General features: G+C 66.9%; 15 protein-coding genes. 9 read left to right on the forward strand and 6 right to left on the reverse strand.

Going from position 1 to position 15,320, the window contains the following annotated elements:
- Positions 1 to 7: 7 nt before the first annotated feature.
- From AB0I42_RS17815 to dpgA, 5 genes are all read right to left on the reverse strand, one after another.
- Entirely contained in the window at positions 8 to 1,192 is a 1,185-nt protein-coding gene (locus AB0I42_RS17815; protein WP_357538619.1) for a cytochrome P450, read from the reverse strand.
- Entirely contained in the window at positions 1,189 to 2,478 is a 1,290-nt protein-coding gene (locus AB0I42_RS17820; protein ID WP_357538620.1) for a PLP-dependent aminotransferase family protein, read from the reverse strand. Before AB0I42_RS17820 ends, AB0I42_RS17815 begins: the two co-directional genes overlap by 4 nt.
- Complete coding sequence (gene dpgC, locus AB0I42_RS17825) at positions 2,475 to 3,821, reverse strand: (3,5-dihydroxyphenyl)acetyl-CoA 1,2-dioxygenase DpgC (RefSeq protein WP_357538621.1); 1,347 nt, start codon at positions 3,819 to 3,821, stop codon at positions 2,475 to 2,477. Before dpgC ends, AB0I42_RS17820 begins: the two co-directional genes overlap by 4 nt.
- Positions 3,818 to 4,453 carry an enoyl-CoA-hydratase DpgB gene (gene dpgB, locus AB0I42_RS17830; RefSeq protein ID WP_357538622.1) on the reverse strand — a complete coding sequence of 212 codons (636 nt, stop codon included), beginning with the start codon at positions 4,451 to 4,453 and terminating at the stop codon, positions 3,818 to 3,820. Before dpgB ends, dpgC begins: the two co-directional genes overlap by 4 nt.
- 82 nt (positions 4,454 to 4,535) lie before the next feature.
- Positions 4,536 to 5,609 (reverse strand): 3,5-dihydroxyphenylacetyl-CoA synthase DpgA, encoded by a 1,074-nt coding sequence (gene dpgA, locus AB0I42_RS17835; protein WP_357538623.1) that lies wholly within the window; start codon positions 5,607 to 5,609, stop codon positions 4,536 to 4,538.
- A gap of 45 nt (positions 5,610 to 5,654) precedes the next feature.
- On the opposite strand from dpgA, the gene dpgD reads away from it, so the two are divergent.
- Positions 5,655 to 6,452, forward strand: a complete 798-nt coding sequence (gene dpgD / locus AB0I42_RS17840; RefSeq protein WP_357538624.1) for an enoyl-CoA-hydratase DpgD — start codon at positions 5,655 to 5,657, stop codon at positions 6,450 to 6,452.
- 8 nt (positions 6,453 to 6,460) lie between these two features.
- On the opposite strand, the gene AB0I42_RS17845 is transcribed toward dpgD, so the two are convergent.
- On the reverse strand, positions 6,461 to 6,727 hold the full coding sequence (locus tag AB0I42_RS17845) for a hypothetical protein (protein WP_357538625.1): 267 nt from the start codon (positions 6,725 to 6,727) through the stop codon (positions 6,461 to 6,463).
- A 387-nt stretch (positions 6,728 to 7,114) separates the two neighbouring features.
- Here AB0I42_RS17845 and AB0I42_RS17850 point away from each other — a divergent pair, with 387 nt between their 5' ends.
- The 8 genes from AB0I42_RS17850 to AB0I42_RS17885 all read left to right on the forward strand — a co-directional run bounded on the left by AB0I42_RS17850 (position 7,115) and on the right by AB0I42_RS17885 (position 15,307).
- The gene (locus tag AB0I42_RS17850) at positions 7,115 to 8,155 is read left to right on the forward strand and encodes a methyltransferase (RefSeq protein WP_357538626.1); all 1,041 of its coding nucleotides are present in this window, start codon (positions 7,115 to 7,117) and stop codon (positions 8,153 to 8,155) included.
- A gap of 43 nt (positions 8,156 to 8,198) precedes the next feature.
- Positions 8,199 to 9,536 carry a DUF6002 family protein gene (locus AB0I42_RS17855; RefSeq protein WP_357538627.1) on the forward strand — a complete coding sequence of 446 codons (1,338 nt, stop codon included), beginning with the start codon at positions 8,199 to 8,201 and terminating at the stop codon, positions 9,534 to 9,536.
- Between the two features lie 38 nt (positions 9,537 to 9,574).
- Positions 9,575 to 10,723, forward strand: a complete 1,149-nt coding sequence (locus tag AB0I42_RS17860; protein WP_357538628.1) for a glycine amidinotransferase — start codon at positions 9,575 to 9,577, stop codon at positions 10,721 to 10,723.
- A gap of 8 nt (positions 10,724 to 10,731) precedes the next feature.
- Positions 10,732 to 11,235, forward strand: a complete 504-nt coding sequence (locus AB0I42_RS17865; RefSeq protein ID WP_357538629.1) for a thiamine pyrophosphate-binding protein — start codon at positions 10,732 to 10,734, stop codon at positions 11,233 to 11,235.
- Between the two features lie 23 nt (positions 11,236 to 11,258).
- Entirely contained in the window at positions 11,259 to 11,804 is a 546-nt protein-coding gene (locus AB0I42_RS17870; protein WP_357538630.1) for a thiamine pyrophosphate-dependent enzyme, read from the forward strand.
- The gene (locus AB0I42_RS17875) at positions 11,801 to 13,138 is read left to right on the forward strand and encodes a hypothetical protein (RefSeq protein WP_357538631.1); all 1,338 of its coding nucleotides are present in this window, start codon (positions 11,801 to 11,803) and stop codon (positions 13,136 to 13,138) included. The genes AB0I42_RS17870 and AB0I42_RS17875 overlap by 4 nt, the downstream gene beginning before the upstream one ends.
- Before the next feature lie 115 nt (positions 13,139 to 13,253).
- Positions 13,254 to 14,366, forward strand: coding sequence for a GNAT family N-acetyltransferase (locus AB0I42_RS17880; protein WP_357538632.1), 1,113 nt, complete (start codon positions 13,254 to 13,256; stop codon positions 14,364 to 14,366).
- A gap of 62 nt (positions 14,367 to 14,428) precedes the next feature.
- The gene (locus tag AB0I42_RS17885; RefSeq protein ID WP_357538661.1) at positions 14,429 to 15,307 is read left to right on the forward strand and encodes an LLM class flavin-dependent oxidoreductase; all 879 of its coding nucleotides are present in this window, start codon (positions 14,429 to 14,431) and stop codon (positions 15,305 to 15,307) included.
- The last annotated feature ends 13 nt before the right edge of the window (positions 15,308 to 15,320 follow it).

The raw sequence follows: 15,320 nt of genomic DNA on the forward strand, positions 1-15,320 counted from the left end.
TCCTTGATCACCAGGTAACCGGCAACTCGTGTACGCCGTAGACGCTGACGTCCGTCTTCAGCCGCACCTGCTCGGGTGGAATGGCCAGGGCCAGTCGGGGAAAGCGCTGGAAGATGGCCGGCAGCGCGACCCGCATCTCCATGCGCACCAGATTCTGTCCGAGGCACTGGTGGATGCCGTACCCGAACGCCATGTGGCCGGCGGTCCGACGCCCGAAGTCCAGCCGGTCCGGCCCGGCGAACCAACCCGGATCGCGATTCGCCGCGGACAGCGAGATCGTGACCGACTCTCCGGTCCGCAGCAGGTGTCCTTCGAACTCGATGTCCTCCAACGGGGTGCGGGGCACCCCGAAGTGGAAGATCGTCAGGTACCGCAGCAGTTCCTCCACCGCGTTGTCGAGCACTCCGGGGTTCGTCTCCAACTCGGCCCGGTGCTCTGGGTGCGACAGAAGGGTGAGCACGCTCAGGCCCAGGGCGCCCGCCGTGGACTCGTGCCCCGCGGTGAGCAGCAGGACACCCACGCCGGCGATCTCCTCGGCATCGAGCGTGCCCTCTGCCGCCAGCATGCTCAGCAGGCCGCCGGTGTCACCGTCCCGCTGCTTGGCCAGTTGCCGCAGCAACGCGTACAACTCGTCCATCGCCCGCGCAGCGTCCTCCGCGCTGGCCTCCAGGCTGAACAACGTCGCGCTGTTGCGCTGGAACTCCGCTCGGTCCCGGTAGGGCACCCCGAGTAGCGCGCAGATGGTCAGCGACGGCACCGGAAGCGCGAACAGCGACACCAGGTCGGCAGGCGGCCCGTGCTCCTCCATCACGCCGAGCTGGTCATGGACGATCCGTTCCAGCAGCGGCCGCATGTCCTTCATGCGCTTCGCGGTGAACTTCCCAGCCAACTGGAGCCGCAGCCGGGTGTGCTCCGGCGCGTCCATGTCCACCAGCCAGCCGGGCAACGCCGGCGCGCCGAAGAAGGGATCGGCGCTCGGTCGCGCCACCGGCGCCCGCTTGAACTCCGACCGGGCGCTGAACCGTGGATCAGACAGGATCTTCCTGGCCAGGGTGTGGCTGGTGACCAGCCATCCGACATGACCGTCCGGATAGACCATCCGCCGAATCGGCTCGGTCTCCCGGTACCGCGCCAGTTCGGCGGGCGGATCGAACGGGGTGAGCCTTACCGTCGGCATCGGTACTGGATTCATACCCCTACCTCCTCCTTCAGGAACTCGGCCAGTCGTCGTACCCCGGCGTCGATCTGGTCGATGTCGAGATAGCTGCACGACAGCCGCAGTTGCCGGTCGCCGCCGCCGTCGAGATAGAACTGGGCCATCGGGGTCCAGAGCACGCCGTACCTGCGCGCCGAAGTCTCCAGCAGGTCGGCGTCCGCCGACACGGGCAGGCACATCCGCACGAAGAACCCGCCGTACGGTCGGTTCCAGTCCACGCGGCGGGATCGCACGTCACCGAGGCACGAGTCGAGTGCCCCGATCAGGTGGTCGAGATTGCGCTGGTACCGCTCGGCCTTGCGTCTGGACAGCTCGATCAGGGAACGACCATGTTGCAGCAGCATGCCCGCGACCACCGCCTGGCACAGCGGTGACGTGTTCACCGTGACCATGGTCTTCATCGCGGCGATCTCGTCGGCGAGCATCCTGCCGTCGTCGCCCACGCTCTGATCCGCCACCACGTAGCCGACTCTGGCGCCGGGAGAGCAGACCTTGGCGAACGTGCCGATGTGGATGACGCGTCCAACCGCGTCCAACGCTTTGAGCGGCGGCAGTTGCGACCCGTACGGCGCCGTGAAGGCGTAGGCGCTGTCCTCCAGGACGAAGAAGTCCTCGCGCTCGGCAAGCGCCAGCAGCTCCAGCCGAGTGGCCAGGGGCATCCGGGCACCGCCGGGATTGGAGAAGTCCGGCGCGACGTAACAGGCGCGCAGCCGCCGACCCTCGCGCCGGGCCTCCCGGCAGGCGGTCGCGAGAGCGTCGAGGTCGATTCCCGCCGCGGTCTCGCCGACCGCGACGCGTTCGACGTCCAGGAGCCGCGCCGCTCCGGTCATACCGACGAAGCAGGGATTCGCCACCGCGAGCAGGTCGGCGGCGGATCGAAACAGTACGCGCAGCACCAGCAGCATGCCTTCCTGCGCACCCACCGTGATCACGATCGCGTTCGGGTCGGCGTCGATCCCGTGGTCGCGGTTCAGGGCCTCGCCGACGATGCCGTTGATGAGCCCTCGGCCGGGGCCGTACTCGTAGAGCAGTCGACGTGCCTGGTCCGGTGTGCGGCCTTCGTCGCGCAGGTGGTCCAGAAAGCGTTCGGTGTAGCGCTGGATGTCGAGGTCCGCGAGGAACTCCGGATGCGGGGCACCGGGCGCGAAGGAGATCGCGTCCGGATACCGGGCCATCACCTCGTTGAGGAATCCGAGCGAGCCCAGCAGCGGATCGCGCAGCGACGCGTGCAGGGACTCCCGGTCGAGCTGCGTGGCGTTCACCGGCTTGGTCCCGGCCGCCGCCAGCGCCGCCCGATCTTGGTGAGAACATCGTCGCTGTACGCCCTGACCACCTGGCTGCCCGCGAACTCGGCCAGGTACTCCCGGAAGTCGTCCAGCGGCTCCTCCGCGACCGTCAGCAATCGCCGGTTGGCGGCCACGGCCGGCGCGCCGAGTTCTCGCACGGCGCGGTCGATCGCGTCACGCATGTCGGACGGCGCGACAACCTCGTCGCAGATCAGCCGACCCTCCGCGCTAGCCGCAGAGATCTTCCGCCCGGCCAGGACGACCTGTCGGGCGAGGCGGGCCCCGGTGAGCCTGGCAAGCCTGAGGTTGCCCGCCCCTGGCACGATGCCCTCCTCGGCCGCCGGCAGGCTGAAGTACGCGTCGGTCTCGGCGATCACGCGGTCGAGTACGAGCAGCAACTGCATGCCCCCGCCGATGGCGAACGAGTCGACGGCACCGACCCACGGCTTCGCGACAGTACGATCCGACCAGGCCGCCGCCGACCGGTCGACGAGCAGACCACGGTACATCTTGTTGATGTAGCCGAGCTCCCTGCTCATCAGGAACTCGAGGAACGGGATCGCGCCGTCGCACAGGTCCCTGAGATTGATGCCGGCACTGAAGACCCGCTTGCCAGGGTAACGGGGGTGGCCCACCTCGCCGCCGCGCAACACACCGACCCGCACCTGGTCGTCCAGCAGGGCCAGGTCGACCGCCGTCTCCTGGTCGGCGATCAGCCTGACGTCCTCGGCATTCAGGCAGTCAGCGTTTCGGAAGGTGAGTTCGGCGGCATGTCCCCGGCGTTCGACCAGTACGGCGTCCAGTTCGGCCACTCCCGTGCGCTGGAAGTCGTCGCGCAGCCGCAGTGCCCGTGATGTGGGCATCAGCATCGTGTCTATCAGGTGACGCCCGGCCGTGGCCGAGCGCAGCACCGCGGCACAGAAGATGCCCTGGTCGATCTCCCTGCCCTCCTTGTCCGCCTGGACGTGCTGCCGCTCGGCGGTCATCTGATCGGCCGACGGCACCAGTCCCGGAAACCGCTCGGCGGCGGCTGCCACCAGTGCGGGTAGCCGCGGATAGCTGGCGCGGTCGTCGGTGAGCCGGTCGTAGACGCTTTCCACGTGCAGGGCAAGGAACGCGCGGCGCGCCGCCCGACACGCGGTGAAGACGTCCTCGGCGAGCCGTTGCTGGGTACTGTCGCGTTCGACTTTGGCGGGCAGGGTGGTCAGTACGTCCTCTCCGGCGGCCACGAAGCCGGCGAGTGTCCGCGCATCGTCGTCGAGACCACCGGTGAGCGTCGGCGGCACGACATCCCAGGTGGGGGGGCAGGTCGCGGTCACGAACCCGTCCCTACGGCCAGCCGTCGCAGTTCACGGTCGCACGCTGCCAGGTGCACACCGAGCGCCTCGTCGTATTCAGCGGTGGATGCCTCGAGCAGCAGCTGCCTGCGTACCGCGAGCTCCTGATCGGAAACCCGGCCCATCAGCACGACCGCGGTGTGTGCCGCATCGTCGAGGTCCTCGCTGATCTGGTCGATCAGGCCGAGTTCGGAGGCCTTCGTCACGGAGAGGTCCATCCCCCAGATCACGATCTGGCGGGCCCTGGCCACGCCGAGGTTCTGCACCAGCCGGTAGACCGACATCCCCGGCCAGAAGTGTCCGTCGTTCACCGGCAGGACGAGTACCAGGTCCGGCGCGCCGATGCGGAAGTCGGCCGCCAGCAACAGATCCAGCGCAGGCCCGCCGCTCAGGCCGCTGGCGACGGCGACGTTCGCGGCGGGAAGCCGCTCCAGCCTGCGGACCGCCCGTTCCCACCGGTTGACGTCGCGGATGCCGACCTCGCCCGGCCACATCCGGCTCTCCGCCGAGGTGCACTCGAGCCGCAGGACCACGACGGTCCGTTCGACGCGTTGCTCCACCTCGTCGCAGATCGCGTTCACCGCGGCGGTCAACTCCGCGAGGGGACGTGTCACGTCGACCTTCAGCGCGAGTCCGAGACCGCCGGACACCGGGGTCAATTCGAGATTTCTGTTCATCGTGTCGACCGCCCTTCTCTCACCAGGCCACCAGGGCCATTTCGATAGTTGATCCGGGCCCCATCGTCATGAGGACGCCGTACTCGCCGGGCGTTGCGCTCTGCTCGGCGAGCAGACGCTGGTAGGAAAAGAGAAAGGACCCGCTCGACAGATTTCCGTGATCCCGCAGGACGCCCGTCGTGTGTCGCACGTCGTGCCGCGAGAGCCCGAGGTTCGTACGCACGGAGTCGATCACCTTTTTCCCTCCGGAATGGATGATCCAGTGTGTTATGTCGGAGCGTCGCAGTTCCATTCCGGTGAGCAGCTCTTCGAGTGCGAGCTCGGCATGCGCTCCAACCACGTACGGCACGTCTTGATCGAGATAGAAGCTGAATTTGCCTTGACCGTCGTCCCAGTCGTAGCGCATCGCGTCTACGGCCTGCGGAATGATACAGCTAGCGAAACGGATCAGCGCGGGTCCGCTGGGGACGTCGTCGCCCGCCCTGGCCGCCACCGCCGCCGCACCGTCCCCGAACAGGCTGTTCACCACCGACGATCGCATCGTGCCGTCGAAGACGTAGGCGGCCGAGCACGCTTCGATGCACACCATGAGCGCCAGTTCACCGGGATGCGCGCGCGCCCAGCCGGCGACCGCGGTCAACGCGTTCAGCCCCGCGTTGCATCCCATGCCCACCACGTCGAGACGCGAGCAGTGCACACTGATGCCGAATTCTTTGATGAGTAGCGCTGAGAATCCCGGCGTGATGAATCCGGTCGAGGAGACGCAGCAGAGGTAACGCACGTCGGACAGGGCTGCCCCGGCGTTCTCCAGACACGCTACGACGGCTTCCCTGCCCATTGCCAGGCCGTTGGTGACATGCTTGCGCAACAACTCGCCCTGGCTTTCCGGATGCCGCGAACCATCGGGCCCGAGTGGCGGCAGCGTGAGCCCGCGGCGCTCGATCGCACTGTTGAGGAAGACCGATCGGATTCGCGGATCGGTGATGTTGAACTCGTCCAGTAGTTCGCGCTGGCTGTATGACGTCGTCGGGACCGCGGTACCGACCCCCACAATGCGTGGGGAGAAAGCTCTCTCCCTTACCTCCAGACTCACAACCTATTCCTCTCCATGAATTCGACTCGGGTTAGACTTGCCGCCGTGTCCAAAGGAGTGCGTTACGAGAAGACCGGCCACGTGGCCGTGGTGACTCTCGACCGGCCCGAGGCCCTCAACGCGATGAACCTGTGCATGCACGAGGAACTCGCCCGGGTCTGGGACGACTTCGAGACCGACGACGACCTGTGGGTGGCGGTACTCACCGGCGCGGGGTCCCGGGCGTTCTCCGTCGGCCAGGACCTGAAGGAACTCGCCGAGCGGGTCCGATCGGGTACCGCGGGCACCGCGACCTTCGGCAGCCGGGGCAAGCCCGCCTGGCCACGGCTGACCGAACGGTTGGAACTGACCAAGCCGGTGGTGGCCAAGGTGCGGGGATATGCCATGGGTGGCGGCTTCGAGCTGGCGCTGGCCTGTGACATCGTGATCGCCTCGACCGATGCCACCTTCGCGCTGCCCGAGGCCAGGCTCGGCCTGATGGCGGGGGCGGGTGGCGTGTTCCGGCTGAGCAAGCAACTGCCGTGGCGCGCCGCCATGGGCCACCTGCTGACCGGTAGGCCGATGACCGCTCAACGCGCCTTCGAACTCGGCCTCGTCAACGAGGTGGTGTCCGCCGACGAACTCGACACGTGCGTCGACGGGTGGGTCGCCGACATTCTGCGGTGCGCTCCGCTGTCCGTACGAGCGATCAAGGAGGCCGCGACGAAGTCCCTCACCATGCCGCTGGACACCGCATTCTCGACCCGGTTCCACTGGGAGGAGCGCCGGATGCACAGTAGGGACGCGATCGAGGGGCCGCTCGCGTTCGTCGAGAAGCGCGATCCGCGCTGGGAAGGCCGCTGACCCCCGCATCAGCTGAGGAAGTCGTCCGCGCCGCCCTCGCGAACGGTGTCCAGGGTGAAACAGTGCAGGCCTCCGCCGAAGAGCCGCCGGTGGCGGTGCCGGACCGGCACGACCGTGAATCCTTTCCGCTCCAACGCCCGCGCAAGCTCCGGGCAGGCTTCGTTGACCAGGATCGTGTCCGGGTCGACCGACAGCTCGTGCGACACGTAGTTCTCGGCCAAGCCGACGATCACCTCTTTGAGGGTCGACCACTCATCAAAGCTGTTGAGCCGCATGCACTCCCCCGATGTCGCATTCGATTAGCCCACCCGGACCGCGCCGGTTCCAGCAATCCAGTCGTAGCCCAAATATCCAATCGACGCAAGTCACTGCCCAAGCCAACCTTTTGCAGATCCATACACCCAGGATGCCCGTCAAGCATCCAATCACCTCAACCACTGTGATCCAGGACACACGCCTCCGGGCAACAAGTGTTTCAGCCTTCCGGTAGTGTCGCCTCCAAGGTTGACCCATTCAGCACCCTCGATCTCAGAGCGGACGGTCGACCAACGGGGATCAATCATGAGCTCGGAGGACGACCAGGTACCGCAGTGATCCATTGCGGCATGGGCTCAGGCTTTCCTATCCAGGAGTTCTTGCCGCCTTAAGCACAGGAGCGGGGGATGATGCACACCACCCACGAGGACGATCCTGTATACAGCCGTTTCCAGTTCCTGATGAACGCTCCCGCATTGTTCAATGCGGTCGCCACGGCGGTCGAGTTGAGGATCTTCCATTTCCTCGCCGAGCGGGGTACGGCAACGTCCGATGACATCCGGGAATTCACAGATCTGCCATCACATCAGCTCCGCGTCCTGCTGCAGGCCGTCTGCGCAACCGGGCTGCTGACCAGACGGGACGGCCGGTACGTCAACTCGCCGGTCGCGCAGGACCTGCTCGCCTCCGACGACGAGGACAGTTGGACGCACATCGTCACCGGCTGGAAAGAGGTCTACTACCCCGCCTTCGCCCAGACGACGAAGGCCCTACGTGCCGGGACCAACACCGCGCTCGAGGCGCACCCGGGTGACGAGCCAACGCTCTACCAGCGGCTCTCGCGCAATCCCGAGCTCGAGGCCGCCTTTCACCGCGCGATGAGCGCGTTCACGCTGCGGTCCGTCGACGCCCTGGCCGAGCGGCCCGAGTTCGCAAGGGTGCGGCACCTGCTCGACGTCGGTGGCGGCGACGGCACGACGTCGATCCGGCTGGTGGCACGCCACCCGCAACTCAAGTCGACGATCTTCGACATTCCTAGCGTTTCCCGGCTCGCCGACGGCAAGACCGCATCGCTGACCGACCGGGTCGCCCTGCTGCCCGGCAACATGTTCACCGACGAGTTCCCACTCGGTCCCGATGCCGTTCTCTTCAGTCACGTGCTGGAGATCTTCGCGAGCGATCAAATCCTGGCGATGCTGAAGAAGGCGTACGATGTCCTTCCGGTCGGCGGCCACGTTTTCCTATACGGCTACAACGTCTCCGACGACGAGACAAGTGGCATCTTCTCGGCACGGCTCGGCCTCTACTTCAATGTGCTGGCCAGCGGCCAGGGAATGGCATACCCGGCGAAGGACTACGAGCGCTGGTTGCGCCAGGTCGGCTTTCATGACGTGACGACCATCCGGGATCTTCCGTTCGAACACGGCCTCAGCATGGGCACGAAGTAGTACCCGGGTACGAAACCGGTGCGAAACACGAAAGGCTGACTACATGCTTCTCGAAAACGCCCTCGCACACTACTACCCACAGGTTCAAGAAGCCCTGCGGGCACTACAGGGGAAGCCGGGATCGACTGAATTCACCCCGGGCACCGAACTGCCCGAGCTCACGCCCGCGATCCGCGACTATCTTTCGGCCTCCGAACTGAGGCACAGCTCAATGGGGAAGTATCGCGGCAAGACTCTCGCACTTCTGGACCTCACCCGCAATTCCGGAACGATGACAACCAAGACGTTCGCCTCGCTGGTCATCGTCGGCCGCGCGGTCCGGTACATCCAGAGCACCGGCGAGCGGGTCACGATCGTGACGCCGTCCTCGGCCAACAAGGCGGTCGCCATGCGTGACGCCGTGTTGCGGGCTATCAACGCCGGGCTTGTCACTGCCGATCAGCTCAACGTGGCGGTCGTGGTACCGGCCGGCTCGGTGCACAAGATTCGCGCATCGGAACTGCTCGCCGACCCGTACCTGCGGGAGCGCAACCCGATCGCCGTGTACCACGGTGACGTCGCGGGAACCGTAAAGTCCATCGCACGCAACATGATGGACAAGCACGCGGGCCTACTGGCGAAGACTGCCAAAACCAACCTCTGGTACACATTGCAACTGGAGAACTACCTCGCCGCCGACGTGGTCCGGGCGCTGGCGGAGTCCGAATTCTTCACCCCCGGGGCGAACGAACCACGGCTGCACGTGCACGCCGTGTCCAGCGCGTACGGGCTGCTCGGACACGCGTACGGCCGGAAGCGGTTCGGCGGGGCCGGGCTGCCTTCGCGGTACTTCCTCGTGCAGCACCTCGGCGCCCCGGACATGGTGCTCAGCCTGTATCACAACGGTGAGTTCGACACGAGGAACGTGCCGGACTACTCCTACGAGCCGGAGTCCGGCCACTACGTCCAGCGGGAGAGCCCGCACTTTCCCGCCGTGACCCTCGACCCGCACGAGACGCTGGACCCGACCTTCTACACCAGGGCGCCGGTCACCTCGCCGCAGATGAACGCGTTGATCCACAACCAGGGCGGCGGCGGCGTGGTCGTGTCACTCGCGGAATGCCTGGCGCGGTACGGCCAGGTGCGGTCGCTGCTGGGTGAGGCCGGCGTGCTGGTCCCCGCCAACCCCACCCTGCTCCGTGAATGGTCGCTTGTCATGGCGATGACCGGAATCCTGAACGCCATCGACCGGGACCTCGTGCCCGAGAACGACATCGTCGTACACGGCTCCGGCTGCTATTCGGTCGGGGACTTCGACGAGGTGCCCCTCCGGGACATGCACGAGGTCGGCACCGACGACGACTCGCTCATGAACGTGGTGCTCGCAGCCACCGCGCTCTGACTCCTGTCGCCCGCACCATGAGGGGAAGGCCCCAAGTCATGCGTCTGAACAGCTACGACGACTTCTCGCCGCTCAAGGAGGTCATCCTCGGCTCGGCGGTGAACTACGTCGAACGCATCCACGACCTGTCGTTCGACATGTTCATCAGCGACAATCTCACCGGCGCCAGGGGATACTACGCGAGCATCACGGACTGGTACGACGGCTCGTCCCGTGCCAAGCGGAACGAGCCGCACCGGCTGGCGCTGAAGAAGCGCTTCCTCGACGAGCTGATCGAGGACATCGAGGGTATGGCAGAGGTCCTCGAGTCTTTGTCCATCAAGGTCCTCAGGCCGATGTCGCTCGATCCGCGACCGAAAGACGTGGCGACGCCCGCCTGGTCGGCACCGATCACGCCCCCGCTGAACGTACGGGACAACACCCTGATCCTCGGCGACGAGATCATCGAGACGCCGCCGACCCTACGCGCCCGGTACTTCGAGACCCACTTCCTCAAGCCGATCTTCATGGAGTACTTCACGCAGGGTGCCCGGTGGACGACGATGCCTCGGCCGATGATGACCGACGCCTCGTTCGACCCGCGGAACATCGACAACGCGGCTCCCAACATCGAAGTGCCGTTGGACCCGCAAGCGTCACCGTACGATGTCGGCCCGGAAATCATGATCGATGGCGCGAACTGTCTCCGGCTCGGCCGCGACCTGATCGTCAACATCTCCAACGCCAACCACGCGCTCGCGTGCGACTGGCTGGAACGGCACCTGGACGGACGGTTTCGCGTCCACCGCATGCACAAGCTGACCCAGAGCCACATCGACAGCGTGGTGATCCCCCTACGGCCGGGTACGCTGCTCGTCAGGTCCGAAAAGGTGATGGAATTCCTGCCCGAGCAGCTCCGCCGCTGGGATGTGATCGTCTCGCCCGTTCCCGACGTGAGCGACTACCCACAGTACGACAACGACGACCCGATCCCCGCCAGCCCGTACATCGATCTGAACCTCCTGTCGATCGACGAGAACACCGTGCTGGTCAACGACGCCTGCAAGACCCTCATCCAGGTCCTGGAGGAGAACAGGTTCACGGTCGTGCCGTTGCGGCACAGGCACCGCCGGCTGTTCGGCGGCGGCTTCCACTGCTTCACTCTCGACACCGTCCGCACCGGCGGAGCCGAGGACTACCTCAGTTAGGAGAGCCCATGGCAGTCCGCAACTGCGCGTCGACGCTGTCCGGCGCGCTGTTGGAACGCGACTTCGCACCGTTCTTCGGCACTCCCTGCGGCATCCTGGCGCCTCTGTACGACCAGCTCGGAACCGCCGCGGATCTATGGACCGTCCCCCGTGAGGACAACGCGGTCGGTGTCGCCGCCGGTGCCGCGATGACCGGGAAGAGCCCGGTGGTCCTGATGCAGAACTCCGGCCTCGGCCAGTCGGTGAACGCCATCGCGTCGCTCGTCGTCCCGTATCAGATTCCGATGTTGCTCATCGTCAGCATGCGCGGCGTGCCGCCGGACTTCACGACGGAGAACCTCGTGATGGGCCGACTGACCGAACCGTTGCTCAACGGAGCGGGGATTCCAGCGGTCCACCTTCGGGCAGACAGCCTCGGGGCACAGGCTGACTGGGCCCGCGACCTTGTCGTCGAACGGCGACGACCGGCGGCACTGCTCGTTCCCCCGTCGCTGTTCGGGTGGCAGGCGTGAACAAGACAGATGCCGTCCGAGCGGTGATCGAGGCCACGTCCGTCGAGCCGATCATCTTCACTACCGGGTACTCCTGCCGTATCGCCAGGAACGTCGCCGACCGGCCGAACCACTTCTACATGACCGGCAGCATGGGACTCGCGGCCTCCATCGGCACCGGTATCGCGATGTCGTCGGGCCGACGCGTCGTCGTCGTCGACGGTGATGGGGCGCTGACCATGAATCCCGGCTGTCTCCTCACCGCCGGCGCATCCGCCCATCTACCGATTCTCCATCTCGTCCTCGACGACGGTCTGTACGAGTCCACCGGAGGGCAAAGCGTTCCGTCGCGGCGTATCAACTTCACCGCGCTCGCCGAGGCCGCCGGATACAGCGACGTCTGGCACGTCGACGACCTGGGGAAACTCAAGGATCTGCTGCGCAGCGAGGTCGCGAGGTGCGCCTCCCCCACGTTCGTGCACTGTGAACTCGCCGAGCGGGACACGGCCAACCCGCCGCCGCGGGTGGAGGCCGACCTCACGCAGCACCATCTGCGGTTCAGCCGGCATCTCGCGAGCACGTCCGCATGACCTCGACCGTGGCCCGTTCGTGGTTCGGCAGCCATGCGGACCCGGACCGGAGATTCGACGCGGCCAGGGCGGCCGAGACGATCGTGGCGGACATGCGGGGTGTCTCCATGGGTGGCTATCCGGTCGCCGTGTCGCCTGTCGTGGTGCCGCGCAAGTCGTACCGGTACCTGCTCGACGCAACCACCCGGCTGCTCGACCTCCAACGTCGTACCGTGATCAACCTGGCGTCCGATTCGCACGGACGGATGGCCGCGCTCGGGCTGGACCCGCGACTGCACCCACGTGCGACCGACGACGAGGCGTACGAGATGCGGTACTGCGCTGAAATGGCGCGCGCGGACGTGCTGATCGCCGAGGAGGGCCCCCGGTTCGTCGAGTTCAACGTCGGTGCCAGCTTCGGGGGGATGGTGCAGTTCGACATCCATCGTCGCGCCTGGCAACGGCTCAGTGCCGAGGCCGGCGGGCCCGAGCTGTCCAGCCCCGATCCGTTCGCGCTCTACGCCCGTTTGATCACAGGCATCTGCGCGGAACTGGGGATCGATCCGTCGGCACTGCTCGTCGGCAGTCTCGAGGACCCGAGCGTGAGCAACCGCTTCTTCGATCACCAGGTCGAACGACTGCGGGCACACGGCGTGCCGACCCGGTTCGCTCGGCTCGACCAACTGCCCGACGTCATGGGACCACCCGCGGCGCTCGCGCGCCTGCTCGGTCTGGTCCACGTCTGCGAGAACGAGGCCCAGGCCTCGGGCTGGGACCTGTCCGCACTGGTCACGGCGCTGCGGTCGGGTCTGCGGATGTTTCCGTCACAGACCACCCGGCTGGTCGACTCCAAGAAGGTACTCGCCCTGCTCTCCGAAGGACTACCTTGGATGTCCGCCGAGGAACGCGCTCTGGTCCGGCGGGTCGTGCCGTGGAGCAGGCTGATGGGTGACCGGCGGACCGAGTGGCGAGGGAAACGGTATGACCTGCCACGGCTGGTCGTCGAGCGGCAGGAACTGTTCGTTCTCAAGGGCGCCTCGGGCTTCTCCTCCGAAGAGGTTCACTTCGGCACCCGCATCAGCCCCAGGCAGTGGGCGGAGTTGGTCGAATCCGCCGTCCGGTCGGAGTACTACGTGGTGCAGGAGATCGTCCCGGTGGTCCGCCATCCGGTACGGGTCATGCTCGACGGGTCCGGCGAGACGGAGACCGTGTCCGCCAACTCGGTACTGAGCCCGTTCAGCATCGGTGGCGCCGCCACCGGCTGCCTGGTCCGTTTCGACCGGGCAACCGAGCCCGGCGCGATCACGGTACGGTCCGGTGCCAGACTCGCGTGTCTGTTCGCGGCGCCGGTCTGAGAACGGCGGGGCCGCCTTGGTAAGTCTGAGCCGCACGGGGCGACCCGGTTTTGGGGGTTCGGTGAACGCACGTCGTTTGAGGTACGGATGGCAGAACAGCGACCGGCCATGGGTCGTGACCGCACACCACATGTTCGACGCGCTACATAACCGTCGCCCGCGGGTGACCGAGTCGGCACCGGCCGCCGGCGGGCCGACGCTCGCCTACGCGGGACTGGCCGAGGGGCTCAGCCACGTCCTTCCGTTCCTGGAACAACGGCGTGGACCGACCGGGCAGCGCCGGCGCCACACCACCTCCTGGGCGGACATCTTCGCCGGTCGGGCCGCGCCGGCGGCGGACATCCTCGCCGCGGGCTGTCTCCCCGGTCGGGTGCCGCCCGATCCGGTGCCGCGCAGCCTGACCCTGCCGCTACGGATCACGCTGGTCGTGCCACTTGACGAGGGTGCGACGCAGGTACTGCGACGGGTTTCCCGCAAGGCTCGCCAACAGCACGTGCGAGAACTACGATCGCGCTCCCGCAGCCTCGAGGTGGCGACCCTGGACAAGGACTTCGACCTCTTCTACGACGGCATGCACGTGCCGACCATGCGGAGCCGGCACGCGTCCGCGACCCGGACGGTGTCCCGGGCGACCGCGCACCAGTGCCTATTCCGCGGTGGAGTGCTGTTCTTCTTGCGAGAGGAGGGGGAGCGCGTGGCCGGCATGCTCTGCCGGCAGGAGGGGGACGTGCTGGTCGTCCGGCTGGCCGGGGTGCGCGATGGCGCCGAGGAGCCCTACCGCTCCGGCACCTACATGGCCATCTACGTCATGATTCTGCAGTGGGCAGCCGACCGCGGGCTCGCCCACGTCGACCTCTCCGGCTGCGAACCGTTTCTCAGCAAGGGCATATTCCAGTTCAAGCGCAAGTTGCACCCCGAAGTCACCCTCCCCCGCAACCACTTCGCGGGCAAGCGCCTATGGCTGCACGTACGCCGGGACAGTCCGCCGGTGCGTGACTTCCTCGTCGCCAACCCGATGCTGGTGGTCGCCTCCGACGGTGGCCTGGAAGCTGTGTACTTCCATGATGCGCAGCGCCCGGCGCGGGTCGATCTGCGGTGGGAGGCACCGGGGGTACGCGGCGGCCGCCTGCTCGACCTCGACGCGTTCATGGCGGGCCAGCCCACCACCGGCCAGGCCCTCCCGCCCCGGCCGGCCGGCGGTGACGGCCGAACGGGCCGGCTGCGGTGACCGGCCGCCCCGGCACCACCGCTTCGACCTCGAACCGGCCCACCGTCCGCATCGGCGTCGTCGTGCTCCCGGAGCACAACTGGCCGTACACACGGCGGGCCTGGTGCTCGGTCGAGGAGTGGGGCCTGCACCACGCCTGGACCTTCGACCACTTCTCGTGGCGATCCCTGCGGGGAAAGCCCTGGTACGACTCCCTGACCACGTTGACCGCGATCGCGGCCGTGACGGAGCGAATCAGGCTGGGTACCCTCGTCGCCTCTCCGAACATCCGTCACCCCGTGCCGACCGCGAAGCAGGTGATGACCCTGGACGAGATCTCCGGCGGGCGGCTCGTACTGGGCATCGGAGCCGGAGCGACGGACGGTACGGACGCACGGGTGATGGGATCGGTCGCCGGCGTACGCCGAAGCGATCGGTTCGAGGAGTTCGTGACGCTCACCGACCTGCTTCTGCGAAATCCGCGCACCACCTTCCACGGTGCGTGCTACGAGGCGGTGGAGGCGGACATGGTGCCCGGCTGCGTGCAACGTCCGCGGGTCCCGTTCGCGCTCGCGGCCAGTGGTCCGCGGGGATTCCGGCTGGCCGCCCGGTTCGCCGAGACATGGGTGACGATCGGGGATGCCGCCCGGCCGGGAGCAAGGTCGGAGGCGGACGGTTGGGGTGTGCTCACGCGCCAGATCGAGCAGCTCACCGACGCGTGTGAGCAGGCCGGGCGAGATCCCGACAACATCGGCAAACTGGTCAACGTGAGCAGGTTGGTGCCGGATCCGTACGCATCGGTCGAACGATTCATCGACCTGGTGGGGCGCTGCCACGAGTTGGGTTTCACGGATGTCGTCGTCAATCACCCTCGCCCGTCCGGCGTCTTCCAGGGCGACCCGGCAATGTTCGAGCAGGCGGTACGCCAGACGCTGGCCGTCTTCGCCGAAGACGGCCAGTAGCGCCGGTCTGCCA

Source organism: Polymorphospora sp. NPDC050346, from assembly GCF_040655695.1.
GTDB lineage: Bacteria > Actinomycetota > Actinomycetes > Mycobacteriales > Micromonosporaceae > Polymorphospora > Polymorphospora lycopeni.

What these genes read in the sequence shown, in the direction of transcription:
- AB0I42_RS17845 (WP_357538625.1), bottom strand. Translation starts at nt 6,727, where the DNA reads ATGCGGCTCAACAGCTTTGATGAGTGGTCGACCCTCAAAGAGGTGATC.
- AB0I42_RS17875 (WP_357538631.1), top strand. Translation starts at nt 11,801, where the DNA reads ATGACCTCGACCGTGGCCCGTTCGTGGTTCGGCAGCCATGCGGACCCG.
- AB0I42_RS17850 (WP_357538626.1), top strand. Translation starts at nt 7,115, where the DNA reads ATGATGCACACCACCCACGAGGACGATCCTGTATACAGCCGTTTCCAG.
- AB0I42_RS17855 (WP_357538627.1), top strand. Translation starts at nt 8,199, where the DNA reads ATGCTTCTCGAAAACGCCCTCGCACACTACTACCCACAGGTTCAAGAA.
- AB0I42_RS17865 (WP_357538629.1), top strand. Translation starts at nt 10,732, where the DNA reads ATGGCAGTCCGCAACTGCGCGTCGACGCTGTCCGGCGCGCTGTTGGAA.
- AB0I42_RS17860 (WP_357538628.1), top strand. Translation starts at nt 9,575, where the DNA reads ATGCGTCTGAACAGCTACGACGACTTCTCGCCGCTCAAGGAGGTCATC.
- AB0I42_RS17815 (WP_357538619.1), bottom strand. Translation starts at nt 1,192, where the DNA reads ATGAATCCAGTACCGATGCCGACGGTAAGGCTCACCCCGTTCGATCCG.